At 66.9% G+C, this 18,957-nt stretch carries 21 protein-coding genes and 4 tRNA genes; 14 read left to right on the plus strand and 11 right to left on the minus strand.

Annotation, left to right across the window (positions count from 1 at the left end; all coding sequences use genetic code 11):
- Positions 1-42 precede the first annotated feature (42 nt).
- On the plus strand, positions 43-1,269 hold the full coding sequence (locus tag AC5P9N_RS18505) for an ATP-binding protein (protein WP_369479433.1): 1,227 nt from the start codon (positions 43-45) through the stop codon (positions 1,267-1,269).
- Positions 1,266-1,829, plus strand: coding sequence for a response regulator transcription factor (locus AC5P9N_RS18510; protein WP_005409063.1), 564 nt, complete (start codon positions 1,266-1,268; stop codon positions 1,827-1,829). Before AC5P9N_RS18505 ends, AC5P9N_RS18510 begins: the two co-directional genes overlap by 4 nt.
- Before the next feature lie 175 nt (positions 1,830-2,004).
- Here AC5P9N_RS18510 and pgi read toward each other — a convergent pair whose 3' ends face one another.
- From pgi to pcnB, 7 genes are all read right to left on the minus strand, one after another.
- Entirely contained in the window at positions 2,005-3,519 is a 1,515-nt protein-coding gene (gene pgi, locus AC5P9N_RS18515; protein WP_099484519.1) for a glucose-6-phosphate isomerase, read from the minus strand.
- A complete protein-coding gene (gene panD / locus AC5P9N_RS18520; protein WP_005409061.1) occupies positions 3,516-3,896 on the minus strand; it encodes an aspartate 1-decarboxylase in 381 nt (126 codons plus the stop codon). The genes pgi and panD overlap by 4 nt, the downstream gene beginning before the upstream one ends.
- An 87-nt stretch (positions 3,897-3,983) precedes the next feature.
- Complete coding sequence (locus tag AC5P9N_RS18525) at positions 3,984-4,481, minus strand: hypothetical protein (RefSeq protein ID WP_043035019.1); 498 nt, start codon at positions 4,479-4,481, stop codon at positions 3,984-3,986.
- Between the two features lie 66 nt (positions 4,482-4,547).
- Positions 4,548-5,387 carry a pantoate--beta-alanine ligase gene (gene panC / locus AC5P9N_RS18530; protein WP_012479762.1) on the minus strand — a complete coding sequence of 280 codons (840 nt, stop codon included), beginning with the start codon at positions 5,385-5,387 and terminating at the stop codon, positions 4,548-4,550.
- Positions 5,384-6,199, minus strand: coding sequence for a 3-methyl-2-oxobutanoate hydroxymethyltransferase (gene panB / locus AC5P9N_RS18535; RefSeq protein ID WP_005409058.1), 816 nt, complete (start codon positions 6,197-6,199; stop codon positions 5,384-5,386). The genes panC and panB overlap by 4 nt, the downstream gene beginning before the upstream one ends.
- Before the next feature lie 34 nt (positions 6,200-6,233).
- Positions 6,234-6,719, minus strand: coding sequence for a 2-amino-4-hydroxy-6-hydroxymethyldihydropteridine diphosphokinase (gene folK / locus AC5P9N_RS18540; protein WP_099484518.1), 486 nt, complete (start codon positions 6,717-6,719; stop codon positions 6,234-6,236).
- Positions 6,720-6,722: 3 nt separating this feature from the next.
- Entirely contained in the window at positions 6,723-8,102 is a 1,380-nt protein-coding gene (gene pcnB / locus AC5P9N_RS18545) for a polynucleotide adenylyltransferase PcnB (RefSeq protein WP_032965757.1), read from the minus strand.
- Between the two features lie 52 nt (positions 8,103-8,154).
- On the opposite strand from pcnB, the gene AC5P9N_RS18550 reads away from it, so the two are divergent.
- A tRNA-Glu gene (locus tag AC5P9N_RS18550) sits at positions 8,155-8,229 on the plus strand.
- Between the two features lie 364 nt (positions 8,230-8,593).
- Here AC5P9N_RS18550 and AC5P9N_RS18555 read toward each other — a convergent pair.
- Entirely contained in the window at positions 8,594-10,018 is a 1,425-nt protein-coding gene (locus AC5P9N_RS18555; protein WP_099485304.1) for a sugar porter family MFS transporter, read from the minus strand.
- A gap of 192 nt (positions 10,019-10,210) precedes the next feature.
- Here AC5P9N_RS18555 and fdxA point away from each other — a divergent pair, with 192 nt between their 5' ends.
- Positions 10,211-10,534 carry a ferredoxin FdxA gene (gene fdxA / locus AC5P9N_RS18560; RefSeq protein WP_005409054.1) on the plus strand — a complete coding sequence of 108 codons (324 nt, stop codon included), beginning with the start codon at positions 10,211-10,213 and terminating at the stop codon, positions 10,532-10,534.
- A 207-nt stretch (positions 10,535-10,741) separates the two neighbouring features.
- Here fdxA and AC5P9N_RS18565 read toward each other — a convergent pair whose 3' ends face one another.
- On the minus strand, positions 10,742-11,257 hold the full coding sequence (locus AC5P9N_RS18565; protein WP_005409053.1) for a hypothetical protein: 516 nt from the start codon (positions 11,255-11,257) through the stop codon (positions 10,742-10,744).
- 32 nt (positions 11,258-11,289) lie between these two features.
- Complete coding sequence (gene dapA / locus AC5P9N_RS18570) at positions 11,290-12,183, minus strand: 4-hydroxy-tetrahydrodipicolinate synthase (protein WP_005409052.1); 894 nt, start codon at positions 12,181-12,183, stop codon at positions 11,290-11,292.
- 164 nt (positions 12,184-12,347) lie between these two features.
- On the opposite strand from dapA, the gene AC5P9N_RS18575 reads away from it, so the two are divergent.
- The 10 genes from AC5P9N_RS18575 to AC5P9N_RS18620 all read left to right on the plus strand — a co-directional run bounded on the left by AC5P9N_RS18575 (position 12,348) and on the right by AC5P9N_RS18620 (position 18,257).
- Entirely contained in the window at positions 12,348-12,908 is a 561-nt protein-coding gene (locus AC5P9N_RS18575; RefSeq protein ID WP_005409051.1) for a glycine cleavage system transcriptional repressor, read from the plus strand.
- Positions 12,909-13,000: 92 nt separating this feature from the next.
- On the plus strand, positions 13,001-13,480 hold the full coding sequence (locus AC5P9N_RS18580) for a peroxiredoxin (RefSeq protein WP_099485303.1): 480 nt from the start codon (positions 13,001-13,003) through the stop codon (positions 13,478-13,480).
- Between the two features lie 84 nt (positions 13,481-13,564).
- Positions 13,565-14,965, plus strand: coding sequence for a PhoH family protein (locus AC5P9N_RS18585; protein WP_005409049.1), 1,401 nt, complete (start codon positions 13,565-13,567; stop codon positions 14,963-14,965).
- Positions 14,962-15,468, plus strand: a complete 507-nt coding sequence (locus AC5P9N_RS18590; RefSeq protein ID WP_005409048.1) for a hypothetical protein — start codon at positions 14,962-14,964, stop codon at positions 15,466-15,468. The genes AC5P9N_RS18585 and AC5P9N_RS18590 overlap by 4 nt, the downstream gene beginning before the upstream one ends.
- A 12-nt stretch (positions 15,469-15,480) precedes the next feature.
- Complete coding sequence (locus tag AC5P9N_RS18595) at positions 15,481-16,149, plus strand: YoaK family protein (RefSeq protein WP_099485302.1); 669 nt, start codon at positions 15,481-15,483, stop codon at positions 16,147-16,149.
- Between the two features lie 64 nt (positions 16,150-16,213).
- Positions 16,214-17,023 (plus strand): bifunctional hydroxymethylpyrimidine kinase/phosphomethylpyrimidine kinase, encoded by an 810-nt coding sequence (gene thiD, locus AC5P9N_RS18600; RefSeq protein ID WP_099485301.1) that lies wholly within the window; start codon positions 16,214-16,216, stop codon positions 17,021-17,023.
- The gene (locus AC5P9N_RS18605; protein ID WP_099485300.1) at positions 17,020-17,946 is read left to right on the plus strand and encodes an alpha/beta hydrolase family protein; all 927 of its coding nucleotides are present in this window, start codon (positions 17,020-17,022) and stop codon (positions 17,944-17,946) included. Before thiD ends, AC5P9N_RS18605 begins: the two co-directional genes overlap by 4 nt.
- Positions 17,937-18,013, plus strand: a tRNA-Arg gene (locus AC5P9N_RS18610). The genes AC5P9N_RS18605 and AC5P9N_RS18610 overlap by 10 nt, the downstream gene beginning before the upstream one ends.
- 58 nt (positions 18,014-18,071) lie before the next feature.
- Positions 18,072-18,148: transfer RNA gene (locus AC5P9N_RS18615), tRNA-Arg, on the plus strand.
- A gap of 32 nt (positions 18,149-18,180) precedes the next feature.
- Positions 18,181-18,257 (plus strand) — tRNA-Arg (locus AC5P9N_RS18620).
- A 589-nt stretch (positions 18,258-18,846) separates the two neighbouring features.
- On the opposite strand, the gene AC5P9N_RS18625 is transcribed toward AC5P9N_RS18620, so the two are convergent.
- On the minus strand, positions 18,847-18,957 hold a 111-nt coding region (locus tag AC5P9N_RS18625; protein WP_495201421.1), incomplete at its 5' end, for an IS3 family transposase.

The following is an 18,957-nucleotide window of genomic DNA, read 5'->3' on the forward strand; positions in this document are numbered from 1 at the left end:
GTCGCAGGCACGGTCACGCGCGAACGCATACGATGAGCGTGAATGACCGGTCCCGACGCCCCGTTTCTCCGAACCCTGTGCAGCCTGCGCTGGCTTGCAGTAGGCGGCCAGGCCGCCACCATCCTGGTCGCCACCTGGGTGCTGGGGCTGCCGTTGCCGCAGCTGCCGCTGTGGGCCGGCGTGGCGGTGCTGGCCCTGTTCAACATCTATACCCAGCTGCGCCCGGAAGCGGCCGACACCGCACCGCTGACTGCATTCGGCCACATCCTGGTGGACGTGATTATCCTGACCTGGATGGTCGGCTGGAGCGGTGGCATGGCCAATCCGTTCAGCTCGCTGTTCCTGATCCTGATCGCACTGGCCGCGTTCGCCCTGCCCCTGCGCTGGGCGCTGGCGGTCGCGCTGGCCTGCCTGCTCGGCTACGCCGCCAGCGGCATCTTCGGCCAGCCCCTGCCGGACGGCTATTTCCGCGCGCAGGACCTCAACCGCTGGGGCGTGGTCGCCAATTTCCTGATTTCCGCGGCGGTCGTACTGGCCTTCTCCACCCGCTTGGCGCTGGCGCTGCGCCAGCGCGAACTGGAACTCTCGGCCCTGCGCGAACGCTTCGCCCGCAACGAGGGCATCGTCGCCCTGGCCACCCATGCCGCCTCGGTGGCGCATGAACTGAACACGCCGCTGGCAACCATGACCCTGCTCGCCGACGACGTGGCCGAACGCAGTGAAGAGCCGGAAGTGCGCGAGGACATGGAAACCCTGCGCGAGCTGCTGGTGCAGTGCCGCGAGCGCGTGCTGGCGCTGGCCGCACCGGCCTCGGCCGATGCGCCCGGACGCAGCCATTCCAGCGCGCAGCAGGTGCTGGAGCAATGGCGCCTGGTGCGACCGACCATCGACCTGCACCGCAACGATGATGCGCCGCTGCGGCTGCCGCTCGACCCGGGCGTGGGCCACCTGCTGATGGTCCTGCTCAACAATGCCGCCGATGCCGGCGAACAGGCCGGCCGGCCGCGCGTGGACCTGGACCTGCGCATCGAAGGCGACGATCTGATCGGCGAAGTACGCGACTACGGCCACGGCTTCAACGCGCGCGCCGCGGTGCTGCCGGGCAAGCTGTTCGGTAGCAGCAAGAGTGAAGGCATGGGGGTCGGCCTGGCCCTGTCCCATGCCACGATCGAACGCCTCGACGGCGAGATGTGGATGCGCCCGGCCCAGGGGGCCGGCAGCCGCGTCGGCTTCCGCCTGCCGCTGACCCCACGCGAGGAAACCCCATGAGCGCCTCAACCCTCGGCCTGCTGGTCGACGACGACGAACTGTACCTGCGCACCCTGCAGCGCAGCCTGGCCCGCAAGGGGCTTGAAACGCAGACCGCGCAGGATGCCGCCAGCGCGCTGGCACTGGCGCGCCAGCACCCACCCGCGTTCGCCCTGATCGACCTGAAGCTGGGCAGCGATTCCGGCCTGGCGCTGATCCAGCCGCTGCGTGCGCTGCGCGCGGACATGCGCATCCTGCTGGTGACCGGCTACGCCAGCATCGCCACTGCGGTGGAAGCGATCAAGCTCGGTGCGGACGATTACCTGCCCAAGCCAGCCACGGTACCGATGATCCTTCGCGCTTTGGGCGAGGAGGATGACGGCCCGGCCGACGATGGCGAAATGGAAGTGCCCGACGCGATGACACCGATCAGCCGCCTGCAGTGGGAACACATCCAGCAGGCGATGCACGAGACCGGCGGCAATGTGTCGGCAGCCGCGCGCCTGCTCGGCATGCACCGGCGCTCGCTGCAGCGCAAGCTGGCCAAGCGGCCCAGCCCGGAACGCGACCCGAGCCGCTGAGGCACCACGCCCTTCATGGTAGTGCCGGCCGCTGGCCGGCAACCCGTCCGCTCCGGTAGTGCCGGCCGCTGGCCGCCAACCCGTCCGCTCTGGTAGTGCCGGCCGCTGGCCGGCAACCAGGTGATGCTTCAATCGTTCATGAGGTTGCCGGCCAGCGGCCGGCACTACCAGAGCCTCAGCGCTTCAGCTGCGCAAGGATCTCGCGGGTCATCGGGTCGGCAACGGCCACATCCTCGCCCTGCAGCGCCGGCAGCAGGCCGCTGGCCAGCTGCTTGCCCAGTTCGACACCGAACTGGTCGAAGGCGTTGATGTTCCAGATCACCGACTGCACGTACACGGCGTGTTCGTACATGGCGATCAGCGCACCCAGCGCCTGCGGGGTCAGCGCGTCGAGCAGGATCAGCGTGCTCGGGCGGCCGCCCGGGTAATCACGGTGCGGGTCGTCGCTGCTCTGGCCATTGGCCAGTGCTTCGGTCTGCGCCAGCAGATTGGCCAGCAGGGCCTGATGATTGATCGTGTAGGGATCGTCGTTGTGCACGCAGCCGATGAAGTCGGCCGGAACGATGCTGGTGCCCTGGTGCAGTGCCTGGAAGAAGCTGTGCTGCACATCGGTGCCCGCCCCGCCCCACCACACCGGCACGGTATCGGTGGTGACCGGCTGGCCATCACGCTGCACACGCTTGCCCAGGCTTTCCATCACCAGCTGCTGCAGGTAGGCCGGCAACAGCGCCAGGCGCTGGTCGTAGGTCATCACCGCATGCGTGGCATGGCCCAGCAGGTTGCGGTTCCAGATGTCGGTCAGGCCGTGCAGCACCGGCAGGTTGCGCTCCAGCGGTGCATCCAGCGCATGCGCATCCATCTGCGCAGCACCTTCCAGCAGCTGTTCAAAGCGATCGAAGCCGATCGCCAGCGCGATCGGGAAACCGACCGCAGACCACAGCGAATAGCGGCCGCCGACCCAATCCCACATCGGCAGCACACGATCGGCGGCGATGGCAAAGGCCTTGGCGGCACGTTCCGGATTGGCACTGACCGCGTACAGGCGATCGCTGCCACCCAGCCAGTCGTGCAGGATCTGGCCGTTGAGCAGGGTTTCCTGGGTGCCGAAGGTCTTGGAGATCAGGATGCCGGCGGTCTTGGCCGGATCCAACGTGGCCAGCGTACGCTGCATGGCCGCGCCGTCCACGTTCGATACGAAATGCACGCGCAGGCGCGCACCGCTGACCGGACGCAGCGCGTCGGCAACCAGGCGCGGGCCAAGGTCGGAACCACCGATGCCGACACTGACTACATCGGTCACGCCACTGTCTTCCAGCGCGCGCACCAGCACGCCCATGCGCTGGCGGATTTCGCGCGCGGTGGCATAGGCCTCGGCCGCCACCGGCGCATCGACCACGTCGCCGCGCAGTGCGGTGTGCAGCGCGGCGCGACCTTCGGTCAGGTTGACCTGCTCGCCACGGAACAGGCGGGTGATGGCACCACCGACATCACGGTCGGCAGCCAGCGCCAGCAATGCCTGCAACGCCGCGGCATCGTATTTCTGCCGGGCGAAGTTGACGTACAACGGACCGACCCGCAGCGCCAGGTCCTGCACGCGGCCGGGTTCGGCGGCGAGCAGGCCGGGGATGCTTGCGCCCTTCAGGCGCTGGGCGTGGGAATGCAGCGAGTCGAATCCGTTGTTCGTTGTCATGCGGCCTGGGTCGGGATCGTGTCGTTGGTGTGGGTGATCTGGTTCTTGCCATCAACGTACACCAGCTTCGGCTTGAAGCTGTCGGCTTCCTGCTCGGTCATGCTGGCGAACGCGGCAATGATGATGATGTCACCGACCTGCACGTGGCGCGCGGCGCCACCGTTGAGCGAGACAACGCCACTGCCGGCTTCGGCGCGGATGGCATAGGTCGAGAAGCGCGCACCGTTGGTCACGTCCCAGATGTGCACCTGCTCGAACTCGCGGATGCCGGTGGCAGCCAGCAGGTTGTCATCGATGGCGATCGAGCCTTCGTAGTTCAGCTCGGAATGGGTGACGGTGGCGCGGTGGATCTTGGTCTTGAGCAGGGACAGGTGCATGGGGGCGCTGCAACGGCAAAGGAAAGAGCGGATTCTAGCACCCGCTTGGCCGTCGTCAGGGGCCTGCGGCAGGACGCTGAAGGCCGTTCAGGCGCCCTCGCCCGGCGGCGGCGCCGTGGCATGGACGGCACCGCCCTGCAGTGACAGCCTGAACACCGTATGGAAGGCCAGCCCGGAGGCCAGGCCCAGGCCCCCTGCAGCCAACACCGTCAGCCCATAGCTGATCACATCGAATGTATCGACATAGCGCAGGCGCTGCAGCAGCGGCCCATGGATCGCGCCCGGCCACTCATGGATGGCCATGGCCAGCGCGCCCAGAGCAGACCCTGCAAGCACGAAGCGGGTCCGGCGCAGGGGCCACCGAGACCGCAGGAGCAACGCCATCGGCAGGAACACCGCGATGGCGACGCAGACGCCCAGCCCGAACATCAGTCCACCGCCGGTGAGCGCGGGCATCGGCGTGCGCCTGAATTCGAGCGCGAACAACAGGCCGCCAAACAGTTGCGCCGGCAGCATGCCGGCAGCCAGCACGGCCAGGATCAACGCCTGCGCAAGCCGACCAGCGTCAGTGGAGGGTGTCTTCATTGCCGTTCTCCCGTCCATGGGAAGGTGCGAGGCGCCCATTGTGGGCGCCCCCGGGCCGCATGCGGCTCAGAACTCCAGGTTGTCGATCAGGCGGGTGGAGCCCAGGCGCGCGGCGATCAGCGCTACGCGGCCACCGCCATCGAACGTCGGCTCGGCCAGCTCCGGGGTGCGCAGCACCGCATAGTCGACCTGGAAACCGGCCGCCTGCAATGCCGCCGTGGCGTCGGCCTCGATGCGATCACGCGCCTGCCCGGCCACGTAGCCTTCGCGCATGCCCAGCAGGGTGCGGTGGATGGTGGTCGCGACCGGGCGCTGTTCGGCGCTCAGGTACTGGTTGCGCGAACTCTTGGCCAGGCCATCCTCGTCGCGCACGATGTCCGCGCCGACGATCTGGATCGGGAACGACAGCTCAGCCACCATCTGCCGGATCACCGCCAGCTGCTGGTAGTCCTTGCGGCCGAACACGGCCACGTCCGGCTGCACCTGCAGGAACAGGCGCGCCACCACCGTGCAGACGCCATCGAAGTGGCCCGGGCGGCTGGCACCTTCCAGCACCTCGCTCACGCCGGGCGCGTGCATCTGCGTGGTCTTGTCCACGCCCAGCGGGTACATGGCCTCGACGCTGGGCAGCCACACCGCATCGCAGCCGACCTGCTCAAGCCCGGCCACATCGGCCTCGGGCGTACGCGGATAGCGGCTGAAATCCTCGTTCGGCCCGAACTGGGTCGGGTTGACGAAGATGCTTGCCACGACCTTGTCGGCGTACTGGCGGGCCAGGGTCACCAGCGAATGATGGCCACCGTGAAGGTTGCCCATGGTCGGCACCAGCGCCACGCGGAGGCCCTCGCGCTTCCACTGGGCGATCTGCTCGCGCAATGCGCCGAGCTCGTTGAAGGTCTGGATCATGAGGCGTAAGCGTGCTGTTCGTCGGGGAAGCTGCCGTCGCGCACGGCGTCGGCGTAGGCGCGGGTGGCACCGGCCACCGAACCGCCTTCGGCAAGGAAATCCTTGACGAACTTGGGGCGGCGATGGCCACTGTCCAGGCCGAGGAAATCGTGCAGCACCAGCACCTGGCCGTCGCACTGCGGGCCGGCACCGATGCCGATGGTCGGCACCTCCACCGCAGCGGTCACCTCGGCGGCAACCGGGGTCGGCACGCACTCAAGCACCATGATGCTGGCGCCGGCAGCGGCCACGGCCCTGGCATCTTCCACCAGCTGGCGCGCGGCATCGCCGCGGCCCTGGATCTTGAAGCCGCCCAGGCGCAGCACCGACTGCGGTGTCAGGCCCAGATGCGCACAGACCGGAATCTCACGCTCAACCAGGTAGCGGATGATGTCGACCTTGAAGCCGGCACCTTCGATCTTGACCATCTCGGCACCGGCCTGCAGCAGCTGCAGCGAAGCATCCAGCGCGCGCTCCGGAGTGGCATCGGCACCGAACGGCAGGTCGGCCACCAGCAGCGCGCGCTGCAGCACACGGGCCACGGCGCGGGTGTGGTAGACCATGTCGGCCACGGTCACCGGCAGGGTCGAATCATGGCCCTGCACGACCATGCCCAGCGAATCGCCAATCAGGATCAGGTCAACGCCATTTGCGTCGAAAGTGCGGGCGAAGCCAGCGTCGTAGGCGGTCAACATGACCAGCTTCTGGCCATTGCGCTTGGCCTCGGCCAGGGCGGGAACGGTCCAGGGCTTGCTGTCTGCGTGGGTGCTCATGTGCTGATAACCGGGGGAGATAACCCGGGCATTATCACCCTATCGGCGCGATCCCGCAGGCATCCACCCGCATCACTGCATCCCGCACGCGGCCATGCCCGGGGATGGCCAGATCCGGCGCGATTTCGGCCAGCGGCACCAGCACGAAGGCACGCTCGTGCATGTAGGGGTGCGGCACCTGCAGGCCGGGCTGGTCGAGCACCTGCGCGCCATACAGCAGCAGGTCCAGGTCCAGCGCGCGCGGCCCCCAGTGCACCGCCGGATCGCGCACGCGACCAAAGCGCTGCTCCAGCGCCAGCATCGCCTGCAGCAGTTCATCGGCTGCCAGTGACGTTTCGACCGCGGCCACCGCGTTGACGAACGGTGGCTGGTCTTCATTGCCCCAGGCCGGCGTTGCGTACAGGCGCGAGGCCTGCAGCACGCGGGTCCCGGGCAGGCCGTCCAGCGCAGTGATCGCCGCGCCGACAGTCGTGGCCGCATCGCCGAGGTTGGCGCCGAGGCCGATCCACGCTGGCGTCATTGCTTATTCGCCAGCTGCACCGGCCGAGGCACCCGGGCGGCGACGACGACGGCGACGCTTGCGCGGTGCTCCGTTCTCGTCATCGCCCTCTTCGCTGTGCATCGCGTCCAGCGACGATTCCAGCTCGCGACCGGACTGGGCCTGTGCCTCGCGCCAGAATTCAACATCGGCAGCGTGCTCGGCCGAGGCCACCTGGCGCAGGCTGAGAAAGTCGAACGCGGCGCGGAAGCGCGGATGGGTGAGCGTGCGGAACACGCGCTTGCGCTGGCGCGAGCTGAAACGCGACTGCAGCAGCCAGATTTCCTGCATCGGCAGCGAGAAGCGGCGCGGCAGCGCGATGGTGCTCAACTGCTGCACGGTGACGCGGTCGGCGGCACGACGCTGCGCCTCTTCCGGCGCCACGCCCTGCTTGAGCAGGGTCGCCTGGGCGCGGCAGAACGCCGGCCACAGCAGCAGCGCGAACAGGAACGCCGGCGAGACCGGCTCGTCGTTGGCCACGCGGGCATCGGTATTGGCCAGGCCCTCTACCAGCATGCGGCGCAGCGCGCCGGTGCGGTTGGACTTCAACGCCCTGGCGCTTTCCGGGAACAGCACGTCGAGCAGACCGTAGCGCTCCAGGCCTTCGAAGCTGGCCACGCCGTGCCCGGACAGGAACAGCTTCAGCACTTCCTCGAACAGGCGTGCCGGCGCGGCTTCGTTGAGCAGGCCAGCCAGCTGCGGGATCGGCGCGGCGGTGCCCTCTTCGATCTGGAAGCCGAGCTTGGCCGCCAGGCGCACGGCGCGCAGCATGCGCACCGGGTCTTCCTGGTAGCGCTGTACCGGGTCGCCGATGAGCTTCATCAGGCGCGCCTGCACGTCTTCGAAGCCACCGGTGTAGTCACGCACCGAGAAGTCCTCGATGGCGTAGTACAGGGCGTTGCAGGTGAAGTCGCGGCGGACGGCGTCGTCTTCGATGGTGCCGTACACGTTGTCGCGCACAAGCATGCCGTTTTCCATCTCGCGGTCGCCACTACCGTCATCGCTGTTGGCGCGGAAGGTGGCGACTTCGATGATCTCGCGGCCGAACACAACGTGGGCGAGGCGGAAACGGCGGCCGATCAGGCGGCAGTTGCGGAACAGCTGCTTGACCTGTTCGGGCGTGGCGTCGGTGGCCACGTCGAAATCCTTGGGTTGGCCATTGACCAGCAGGTCGCGCACCGCGCCGCCGACAAGGTAGGCGCCGAAGCCGGCATCGCGCAGGCGATAAAGCACGCGCAGGGCGTTCGGGCTGATGTCCTTGCGGGAGATCGTGTGCTGGTCGCGCGGGATGACGCGCAGGCTGAACGGTGATGTAGCAGAGGAAATGATGTTGGCGCTTCCGGTTGAAGTTTCGGGATTGCCCAATGGCATCGAGGTGCATATACTAGCGCTCCTGCCTCGGCAGCGACACAGTTACGCTCCCTTCGTCTAGTGGTTAGGACGTGGCCCTCTCAAGGCTAAAACAGGGGTTCGAGTCCCCTAGGGAGCGCCAGTCGCCGCAGCAGGAACCGAAAAAGCCCGCCTTGTGCGGGCTTTTCTGTTTTCCGGGATTGCAGTGATTGCGGTCGGGTTGGTCGCTTTGGCGCCTCCCTGCAATCGGCTTGAGCCGGTGGGGTCACCCAGGGCAGGACACGCCGTAAACCCATCCATGGGGGCTCGATGGCGCCATCCATGGCGCCAACGGTCCTGCCCTGGGTGACCCCACCGGCTCAGGACGGTTTCCCGCGAGCTGCGGCAACAACCGACCAGCGCTTCGCCGCATCCGCACGCACCATGAACTGTCAGGAGGGGGCAGGCCGCCCTCTCACACTCTGGACAAGCAGGCGCCAACGGAACGCAACCGAAGCCAGTCGCCGTCAGCCTTCCATCTGCTCCAGCTCCTTGCCCTTGGTCTCGCGTACGTAGCGGACCACGAAGACGATCGAGAGGATCGCCGCGACCGCGTAGATGCCATAGGCGCCGGCCAGGCCGATGCCGGCCAGCAGCATCGGGAAGGTCACGGTGATCGCGAAGTTCGAGGTCCATTGCGCCGCACCCGCCACCGCCAGCGCCGGGCCGCGGATCTGGTTGGGGAACATCTCGCCCAGCATCACCCACATCACCGGGCCCCAGGACATGTTGAAGAACACCACGTAGACGTTGGCCGCGACCAGCGCCAGCCGGCCCATGCCGTCGGACAGCTGCAGGCGACCGTCGGCCAGGCTGCCACTGGCGAACGCGACCACCATCAGCACCAGCGCCACCGACATGCCGACCGAGCCGATCCACAGCAGCGGCTTGCGCCCGATGCGGTCGATCAACAGCACCGTCAGCAGGCAGGCACCGATGCTCAGCCCACCGGACAGCACGTTGATCAACAGCGCGTCGCTTTCCGAAAAGCCGACCGCCTGCCACAGCACTGCGCCGTAGTAGAACACCACGTTGATGCCGACCAGCTGCTGGAACATGGCCAGGCCGATACCCACCCAGAGGATCGGGCGCAGCTTGCCGGTGGCCTTGTTGCGCAGGTCGCCGAAGCGCGGCTTGTGCTGGTCCTGGGCCAGGCTGGTTTCGATCTCGGCCTGCTTGGCCGCCGCCACGGTATCGCCGTACAGCCGCGCGAGCACCGCCCTCGCCTGCTGCTGGCGCCCCTTCAGGACCAGGAAGCGCGGGCTTTCCGGAATCACCAGCAACAACAGCAGGAACAGCCCCGACGGCAGCGCCTGCATCCAGAACATCCAGCGCCAGGCCTCATGACCCAGCCACAACGGCTCGGTCGACGCCCCGGCGGCGCGGGCCAGCAGGTAATTGCTGAGGAACGCCGCGAACAGGCCGCAGATGATCGCCATCTGCTGCACTGTGGCCAGGCGGCCGCGATAGCGCGCCGACGCCACCTCGGCGATGTAGGCCGGCGACATCACGCTGGCCGCCCCCACCGCGAAGCCGCCAAGCACGCGTGCGGCAATGAACAGCCAGGAGGCATGGGCGGCGCCGGCGCCCAGCGCCGAGACCAGGAACAGCAGCGCCGACACGATCAGCACGCCACGACGGCCCAGGCGATCACCCAGCCAACCCGCCAGGAACGCGCCGATCGCGCAGCCCAGCAGCATCGAGGCGACTTCGAAACCGAGCGCCGCCTCGCTGGAGTTGAAGGCCTGGCGCAGGCCATCGACGGTGCCATTGATGACACCACTGTCGAAGCCGAACAGGAATCCACCGAGCGTGGCCACGCAGCTGATCAGGACGATGAATGCAGTGTTCTCACCGCCATGGGGTGCGATTCTGGGCTTGGCTGGCGACATTGACGATCCTGCTGGGAAGGGGGCCGGCCACCCGACGCAGGCGGCTGACCCGCAGCGTCGCACAGGCCCCGCCCTGCCGCCAATGACTGCCACGGCCGCGCCTGCCAGACGCCCGATTTCCGCCCCGCGCCGACAGCGGGGGCCAACCTGTTCTAGAATTGGCGGGTTCAGGAATCGATCCACCCCCAGCCCATGCCCTTTGTCGTCACCGAAAACTGCATCAAGTGCAAACACACCGATTGCGTGGAAGTGTGCCCCGTGGATTGCTTCCACGAAGGCCCGAACTTCCTGGTGATCGACCCGGATGAGTGCATCGACTGCACCCTCTGCGAGCCGGAGTGCCCGGTCAACGCGATCTTCCCGGAGGACGATGTCCCCGCCGGCCAGGAAGGCTTCGTCGCCCTCAACGCCGAGCTGGCGAAGGAGTGGCCGGTGCTGACCGTGCGCAAGGACCCGCCCGCCGACGCCGGCGAATGGGATGGCAAGCCGGACAAGCTGAAGCTGCTGGAGCGCTGAGAAGCGCCCACGGCGGCAACGAAAAGGGCGCCCACGGGCGCCCTTTTCTGTTTTCCGGTGAACGCCAACCGCAAGATCCGGCATGCCAGCCTTGCGATCCGGTATGCCAACCTCGCGATACGGCATGCCGACCTTGCGATCCGGTAGGTGCCAACCTTGGTTGGCACAGAAGCGCCGACCAAGGTCAGTCTCTACCAGAGGCAGCCCTTACTGGGCCAGCTTCGCCTTCAGCGCGGCGATCAGCTTCACCGGCGCTTCGGCGGTGGCCGGCAGGCCACGCGGGTCGACCGCGGAGATGTAGGCGCCGGCATCGACGGCGACCACGCGGACCAGGAAGTTGCTGCCTTCGTAGGCCACGTCATACGAGCCGAGCAGCTGGGCGCGGCTGGCGATGGTCACGCCCTCCACGCCTTCCAGCGCGGTACCGACCTTGGCGAAGGCTTCATCCTTGCCACCGGCGATGGTGAAACCGGTATTGCCAACGGCCGGAGCCGCAGCCGCCGGTGCTGCCGGCTTGGTGGCCGACACCAGCGCCGGCACCTTGTTGTCACCGGTGGTGGCCGGCAGGTTGAGGTCCGGCGGCACTTCCAGCGGACGCATTTCCGGGGCCAGGGCATAGTCGCCCTTGACGCCACGCTTGAAGCAGCCGGTGGTGCCGGCGGCAACGGCCACCGCAAGCAGGGCGTAGGACAGCACGCGGACAGTGGAAACGGATTGACGCATGTGAATCTCCTGGGTCAGACCAAGACGAAAGGTCAGTGGCTGGAAAGGGCTTCAAGGGCGGCGATGTCGCCGGCAAGATGGTCGGCGGCCGCGTGGTGCGGCGCCGACAGCGGCAGCAGCGGCAGGCGCAGGTCATGGCCGATGCCGATACGGCGCAGCAGCGCCTTGACCGGAATCGGGTTCGGTTCAACACCGCAGAAATCATGGAACGGCTGCAGGCGCGCATCCCAGGACTCGGTGGCTTCGTGGTCATGGGCGGCGGCCAGCTCGCACATGCGGCGGTAGGCGCCGGGCAGCACGTTGGAGCCGACCGAGATCAGGCCGTCGATACCGGCCCGGATCGAACGCGCGGCCGTACCGTCGTCGCCGCTGAGCACGGCGAACTGCGGGCTGCGCAGTGCGAGCAGTGCCTGCACCCGACCGGTGTCGCCCACCGCCTCCTTGATGCCGACGATGTTGGGGTGGCTGGCCAGTTCGGCCACGGTCTCCGGCTGCATGTCGCAACCGGTACGGCCGGGCACGTTGTACAGCACGACCGGCAACCCGCCCTGGTCGGCGACCGCACGATAATGGGCAATCAGGCCGGCCTGGGTCGGCCTCACGTAAGGCGGGGTGACCACCAGTGCATGGCTGGCGCCAAGCGCGGCCGCACGACGGGTCTGTTCGATGGTTTTGGCGGTACCGGACAGGCCGGTGCCGGCCATGACCGGGATGCGGCCGCCAATGCGTTCGACCGCGCTGGCCAGCAGCAGGTCGTACTCGGCATCGGTGAGGGTTGCCGCTTCGCCGGTCGAGCCGGCAACGACAACGCCATGGACGCCACCTTCCAGTTGCAGGTGCAGCAGGCGCTGCCAACCGTCGGGATCGAGAGCGCCGTCGGCCCGGAACGGGGTCGCCAGCGCGGTGATGAGGCCGGAAAGGGACAAGGACGTGCTGCTCTTGGCTGGAAAGGGAAAACGCCCGCCACGAAAGGCCGGGGGCGACCTGAATGTTACTTGCGGCGCGAAAGCACGGGCAAGTATGCTGGACACCGGTGGATCCCCGCCTCTGGCGGGCATTCAGACTAACGCATGCATTACCCGGAATCGCCTTGACCGACACCACCCCGCGCCCCGCGCCGAGCGAAAACCACCTCCTGATCAACGCCTATACGACGCATCCGGAGTCCCCCCTGCTGTCCGTCACCCGCCGCATCGCCGACAGCGGCTGCAATCTGGTGGACGCACGCCTGGCCACGGTCGGCCGCGATGTCTCGGTCACCGCCCTGGCCACCGGCTCCTGGGACTCGGTGGCCAAGCTGGAGGCGATGCTGACCCGGCTGGAGCGCGAGGAAGGCCTGAAGCTGGTCTGGTACCGCACCGCCGCCAAGCAGGCGCAGTCCAACCTGCTGCCGTACATCGTCGAGGTGATCGCCGCCGACAAGCCGGGCATCCTGTTCCAGCTGGCCGATTTCTTCGACCGCCAGGGCATCACCATCGAGAACCTGCAGAGCACGCGCTACCGCGCCATGCAGACCGGTGCGGAAATGTTCAGTGCACAGGTCACCATCGGCGTGCCGGCCAACATGCACATCGCCGCGCTGCGCGACGATTTCCTTGAGTTCTGCGACCACCTGAACCTGGACGCGATCATGGACCCGATGAAATTCTGATTGGGAGTGCGGATTTTTCGCGCGCCTCTCACGGGCGCGTGGCGTTTCATGCAATTGTCGTAGAAACAACCCAGGCTCGACAGAAGGACCTCATGAACAACGGCGATACCCTGGACAGCACCACCCTCTCCCTGCCGCTGGCACTGTCCGGTGGCAACCAGGCCACTCTCGGCGACTATGCCGGCCAGTGGCTGGTGCTGTACTTCTACCCCAAGGACAGCACTCCCGGCTGCACCACCGAAGGCATCGACTTCAACGCCCTGCTGCCGAAGTTCAAGAAGGCCGGCGCGGTCGTGCTCGGCGTCTCTCGCGACTCGGTGAAGTCGCACGACAACTTCTGTGCCAAGCAGGGCTTCAACTTCCCGCTGGTCAGCGATGGCGACGAAGCGCTGTGCACCGCCTTCGACGTGATCAAGATGAAGAATATGTACGGCAAGCAGGTACGTGGCATCGAACGCAGCACCTTCCTGATTTCCCCCGACAGCCGCATCGTGCAGTCCTGGCGCAAGGTCAAGGTTGCCGGCCATGCCGATGCCGTTCTCGCCGAACTGAAGGCCTCCCAGTCCAAGTGAGTCCCACTGCCTACTGTGTCTGCCATCACCCTGCCCCGCAGCAGGCCGTGGTGGTTTTTCCCTGTCCGTAACCAGGAATCGACGATGACCCGAGGCAAGCGCATCTACGTGCTGGATACCAACGTGCTGATGCACGATCCGACCGCGCTGTTCAAATTCGAGGAGCACGACATCTACCTGCCCATGCAGGTGATCGAGGAGCTGGACAACGGCAAGAAGGGCACCTCCGAAGCGAGCCGCAACGCCCGCCAGGTGAGCCGCTTCCTCAACGAGCTGGTGCAGGAATCCGGCCTGGACAACCTGGCCGACGGCATTCCGCTGCAGCGCCCCAACGGCCTGCAGCTGCGCGGCAAGCAGAGCGCCGGGAAGCTGCGCTTCCAGACCAGCCACTTCGACGCGGGCAAGAGCTTTGGAAAGGTCATTCCCGACAATGCCATCCTTGGCGCGATCCTGGCGCTGAAGGAAGAAACGCCGGACCTGCCGGTGGTGTTCGTTTCCAAGGACATCAACCTGCGGATCAAGGCCGCCATCGCCGGCATCGTGTCCGAGGACTACGAAAACGACCGCGCGCTGGACGATTTCAGCCTGCTCTACACCGGCGCCACCGAGCTGCCGGAAGACTTCTGGAAGCGCCACGGTGACGACCTGCGCAGCTGGAGCGACAAGGGCCGCAGCCATTACGAAATCCAGGCGCAGGACGGCGAGGAGTGGTACCCGAACCAGTACGTCTACCTGCCCGGCGAAGACGAAGTCGAACTGCGCGTCAGCCGCGTGGTCGGCGACGGCAAGGTAGTGCTGTCGCTGGTCGATGATTTCCGCCACGGCAGCCACGCCGTCTGGGGTATCAGTGCGCGCAACCGCGAGCAGAACTTCGCGCTCAACGCACTGATGGATCCGGAGATCGACTTCGTCACCCTGCTGGGTACCGCCGGTACCGGCAAGACCCTGCTGGCACTGGCCGCCGGCCTGGCGCAGACGATGGACCAGCAGCGCTACCGCGAGATCATCATGACCCGCGCCACGGTCAGCGTCGGCGAGGACATCGGTTTCCTGCCGGGTACCGAGGAGGAGAAGATGACGCCGTGGATGGGCGCGCTGACCGACAACCTGGAAGTGCTCACGCACAACCAGGAAGGCGGCACCTGGGGTCGCCAGGCCACCAACGACCTGCTGGCCAGCCGCATCAAGATCCGCTCGATGAACTTCATGCGCGGCCGTACCTTCCTGTCGCGCTACCTGATCCTGGACGAGGCGCAGAACCTCACCCCGAAGCAGATGAAGACGCTGATCACCCGTGCCGGCCCCGGCACCAAGATCGTCTGCCTGGGCAACGTCGAGCAGATCGACACCCCGTATCTGACCGAGACCACCTCGGGCCTGACCTACGCGGTGGATCGTTTCAAGAACTGGCCGCATAGTGCGCACATCACCCTGCGCCGAGGCGAACGCTCGCGCCTGGCCGATTACGCTTCGGAGGTGTTGTGAACCGCTGCACCCGCCTGCTGCTGCCCACGGCTGCGATCACCCTCGCAGCCGTGCTCGGTGCCTGCACCACCACGCGCGGCCCGGCCAGTGTGCCGACCGCCGAGCGCACTGGCCAGTCCTGGGTGGTCACCCGCCCGATCATCGCCGCGCAGGTGCTCGACACCTGCTCGCGCGCCAGCCCCGGCCGCGAGGCCGGGCGGGTCAGCGGCTACTGGGCCCCCAGCCGGCAGCAGATCGATCAGCTGGAGGCACAGCTGTCGTCGCTGGAGGCACAGGTACCAAAAGTGCTGGACTTCGACCGCCAGTACGTCGGCATCGAAAGCGCCGGCAAGCGGCTGATCTACGTCAACGCCTTCCACCTGCCCGACGACAGCGGCATCAATCCGGCACGCGAAGCGATCCGCGTCTGTGACGGCGGCACGCAGTTCTGGGGCGCGGTGTTCGACCCGGCCAGCAACACCTTCAGCGAGCTGCAGTTCAACGGCGGCTTCGGCGGGCCCTGAGGGGCCCCGCCGATGGGAATACGCCTGCCCACCTGGGTCTGGATCGGCGCGGTCGCGCTCTCGTGCGTGGCCGGCATGGTCAACGTGGTCGGCTTCCTCGGTTTCGAGCACCAGGCGGTCAGCCACATGACCGGCAGTACCAGCCAGTTGGGCATGGCGCTGGCGCAGGGGGATTGGCGCGCCGTCGGGCACCTGTGGGGGCTGCTGATCGCGTTCTCGCTGGGCGCGATGCTCAGCGGCCTGCTGATCCAGGACAGCGCCCTGCAGCTGGGCCGGCGCTATGGCGTGGCACTGGCGCTGGAATCGGCGCTGCTGCTGGTGGCCATTTCGCTCTTTGAACAACACCAGATCTGGGGCGCGCTGGCCGCCGCCATGGCCTGCGGCCTGCAGAACGCGATGGCCACCACCTTCAGTGGCGCAGTGGTGCGCACCACCCACCTCAGCGGCATGTTCACCGACCTCGGCATCGGCCTGGGCCACCTGCTGCGTGGGCTGCCGCTGCAGGTACGACGGCTGACCCTCAGCGGCCTGATCATCAGCGGCTTCCTCGCCGGCGGCATCCTCGGCGCCTGGCTGTTCGTGCGCTGGCAGTACGACGCCCTGCTCGCCCCCGCCCTGCTGACTGGCCTGACCGGGCTGGGTTATGTGCTGTACCAGCAGTGGGCGCGTTGGCGGCATTGAATCAAGGACATCCACGCATGGCGTGGATCTACCTTCCCCTGCGGGACCACGGCACAATCAACTGATGAGCCCGACCACTCCCGTTTCCGCCCTCACCATCGCCGGCTCCGACTCCGGCGGTGGCGCCGGCATCCAGGCTGACCTCAAGGCCTTCGCCGCACACCGCGTGCATGGCCTTTCCGCGATTGCGGCACTGACCGCGCAGAACACGCGCGGCGTCATCGCCGTGCACGTGCCACCCATCGAGTTCCTGCGCGCGCAGCTGGATGCCTGCTTCGACGACTTCGACATCCACGCGGTGAAGCTGGGGATGCTGGCCAACGCCGAAGTGATCCATGCCGTCGCTGATGCACTCGAAAAGCAGCGCCCGCCACACGTGGTACTGGATCCGGTGATGGTCGCCACCAGTGGGGCACGCCTGCTGGAAGACAGCGCATTGCAGGCCATGCGTGAACGCCTGATCCCGCTGGCCACGCTGATCACCCCCAATACGCCGGAAGCAGAACTGCTGGTCGGCCGGAAGATCAGCAACGGCGAAGACGCAGAACAGGCCGCCTCGGCCCTGCTCGACCTCGGTGCCGGCGCAGTGCTGCTCAAGGGTGGCCACCTGCATGAGGGCAATCGCGTGATCGACCGCTACTTCGACGGCGTCAGCAGCGAAGAATTCATCCACGCGCGCCTGCCGCTGGACGCACATGGCACCGGCTGCACGCTGGCCTCGGCCATCGCCGCGCAGCTGTGCAATGGCCTGAGCCTGGCCAACGCCTGCGAAGCCGGCATCGACTACGTCGCACGCGGCCTGCAGCAGGGCTATGCCCCCGGCCGCGGCGAGGTGCTGGTGCTGGATCACTTCGGCGCGGCACCACACGCATGAGCCTCACACCCGACATCCTTGCCGTGCAGTGCGCTGATGGCCATCGCTACGAAGTGATCGCCTGCGTGCCTGCACAGCCCATCGCGCGCCTGCTGTGGTTGCCGGCACTGGGCGTGGCGGCGCGCCACTACCTGCCACTGGCGTTGGCGCTGGCGGCGAAGGGCGTGGCGGTCTACCTGCACGAGTGGCGCGGCAACGGCAGCAGTTCGCTGCGCCCATCGCGCACGCAGGACTGGGGCTATCGCGAGGTACTCGAACAGGATCTGCCGACCAGCCAGGCCGTCCTGGCCGCAGCGGATGACGAAGGCGACGCCCTGCCCTGGATCATCGGCGGCCATAGCCTGGGCGGGCAGCTGGCCTGCGTGCATGCCGGCCGCAACCCGCAGCACTTCAACCGGCTGTGGCTGGCCGCCAGCGGCTCACCGTTCTGGCGCGGATTCCCACCACCGCGTGGCTGGCTGCTGCCGCTGGTCTACCGCTTCCTGCCGTGGATCGCACAGCGCCAGGGCGTGCTGCCTGGCCGTCGCCTCGGCTTCGGTGGCACCGAAGCGCGCGGGCTGATCGCCGACTGGGCGCGCGTCGGCCTGAACAACCATTACGCCGCCGTCGGCATGGACGAAGACCTCGATGCGCAGATGGCGCGTGTGCATGGCAGCGCACAGGCGGTGCTGATGGAGCATGACTGGTTGGCCCCCACCGGATCGATGCAGACGCTGCTGGCGAAGCTGCCGAATGTGGACGCGCAGCTGCGCGTGCTGTCCGCGCAGGAACTGGGCACGCGCGCCGATCATTTCGCGTGGCTGAAGGCCCCTGATGCCGTGGCTGACAGCTTTTTCATTCAGTTGGATGAAAATTTTCACAAAACTGTTGACGGTACGCGCCGACATCCGCATAATTCCGCTCCTGTCGCAGGGCGCCCGTAGCTCAGTTGGATAGAGTACCTGGCTACGAACCAGGCGGTCGGGAGTTCGAATCTCTCCGGGCGCACCACTCGACAGGTTTCCAGCATCCGCCGCTGGAAATGCAGTAAAATTTGATTGTGTACCGCGCGCCCGTAGCTCAGTTGGATAGAGTACCTGGCTACGAACCAGGCGGTCGGGAGTTCGAATCTCTCCGGGCGCACCATACACAGTCAGCACAACAAGTTCATGTAATTGGCGCCCGTAGCTCAGTTGGATAGAGTACCTGGCTACGAACCAGGCGGTCGGGAGTTCGAATCTCTCCGGGCGCACCATTACACCGAAACAGCAGGCCTCGGCCTGCTGTTTTTTTATGTGTGTTTTTCGGCAGGGCTGCGCCCTGCACCCTGGTAGTGCCGGCCGCTGCCGGCAACCTCAACGGCAACGGCAAAAGCTGGCATTCCGTGGGCTGGCGGGGCGGCATGGACAGGCAGGACACGCCGTAAACCCCGCTCCGCGGTCCGGCCCAGCCGCTGGCGGCTGTGCGTTCGGGCGCTTGCGAAGCAATGCTTCGCAAGCAAAGCGCCCTCACCCATGGGGGCTCGATGGCGGCATCCATGCCGCCAACGGTCCTGCCTGCCCATGCCGCCCCACCTCTGACAGATTTCCGCGATCTGATGGATCCACGCCATGCGTGGATGAATCTCCATCGAGTTCGAGTATTTCGATAATTGATCGAAGAGCATCCACGCATGGCGTGGATCTACCGTGTCGACCAAGGTCGACACCTACCAGAGCAGTACGCCGTTCCGACAGATCGCGGAAACTGTCGAAGGCGGGGTGGGTCCGGTTGCGGGAGTGTCCGCGGCATGGATGCCGCGGCCAAGCCCCCATGGTGAAGTGACCCCCGAGACTTGGACGGGGTCAGGCGGCCGATTGGGCCCGCTCCCGGTACTCTACCGGGCTCAGACCTTTCAGTTTCAGTTTGATGCGCTCCTGGTTGTAGTACTGGATGTATTCCACCAGCCCAGCCTC

The sequence above is a fragment of the Stenotrophomonas sp. YJH_SMC_6 genome (assembly GCF_059371335.1).

Excerpts from the sequence above, each read along its gene's own strand:
- AC5P9N_RS18505 (WP_369479433.1), top strand. The coding sequence starts at position 43 with ATGACCGGTCCCGACGCCCCGTTTCTCCGAACCCTGTGCAGCCTGCGC.
- AC5P9N_RS18510 (WP_005409063.1), top strand. The coding sequence starts at position 1,266 with ATGAGCGCCTCAACCCTCGGCCTGCTGGTCGACGACGACGAACTGTAC.
- pgi (WP_099484519.1), bottom strand. The coding sequence starts at position 3,519 with ATGACAACGAACAACGGATTCGACTCGCTGCATTCCCACGCCCAGCGC.
- panD (WP_005409061.1), bottom strand. The coding sequence starts at position 3,896 with ATGCACCTGTCCCTGCTCAAGACCAAGATCCACCGCGCCACCGTCACC.
- AC5P9N_RS18525 (WP_043035019.1), bottom strand. The coding sequence starts at position 4,481 with ATGAAGACACCCTCCACTGACGCTGGTCGGCTTGCGCAGGCGTTGATC.
- panC (WP_012479762.1), bottom strand. The coding sequence starts at position 5,387 with ATGATCCAGACCTTCAACGAGCTCGGCGCATTGCGCGAGCAGATCGCC.
- panB (WP_005409058.1), bottom strand. The coding sequence starts at position 6,199 with ATGAGCACCCACGCAGACAGCAAGCCCTGGACCGTTCCCGCCCTGGCC.
- folK (WP_099484518.1), bottom strand. The coding sequence starts at position 6,719 with ATGACGCCAGCGTGGATCGGCCTCGGCGCCAACCTCGGCGATGCGGCC.
- AC5P9N_RS18555 (WP_099485304.1), bottom strand. The coding sequence starts at position 10,018 with ATGTCGCCAGCCAAGCCCAGAATCGCACCCCATGGCGGTGAGAACACT.
- fdxA (WP_005409054.1), top strand. The coding sequence starts at position 10,211 with ATGCCCTTTGTCGTCACCGAAAACTGCATCAAGTGCAAACACACCGAT.
- AC5P9N_RS18565 (WP_005409053.1), bottom strand. The coding sequence starts at position 11,257 with ATGCGTCAATCCGTTTCCACTGTCCGCGTGCTGTCCTACGCCCTGCTT.
- AC5P9N_RS18580 (WP_099485303.1), top strand. The coding sequence starts at position 13,001 with ATGAACAACGGCGATACCCTGGACAGCACCACCCTCTCCCTGCCGCTG.
- AC5P9N_RS18585 (WP_005409049.1), top strand. The coding sequence starts at position 13,565 with ATGACCCGAGGCAAGCGCATCTACGTGCTGGATACCAACGTGCTGATG.
- AC5P9N_RS18595 (WP_099485302.1), top strand. The coding sequence starts at position 15,481 with ATGGGAATACGCCTGCCCACCTGGGTCTGGATCGGCGCGGTCGCGCTC.
- thiD (WP_099485301.1), top strand. The coding sequence starts at position 16,214 with ATGAGCCCGACCACTCCCGTTTCCGCCCTCACCATCGCCGGCTCCGAC.
- AC5P9N_RS18605 (WP_099485300.1), top strand. The coding sequence starts at position 17,020 with ATGAGCCTCACACCCGACATCCTTGCCGTGCAGTGCGCTGATGGCCAT.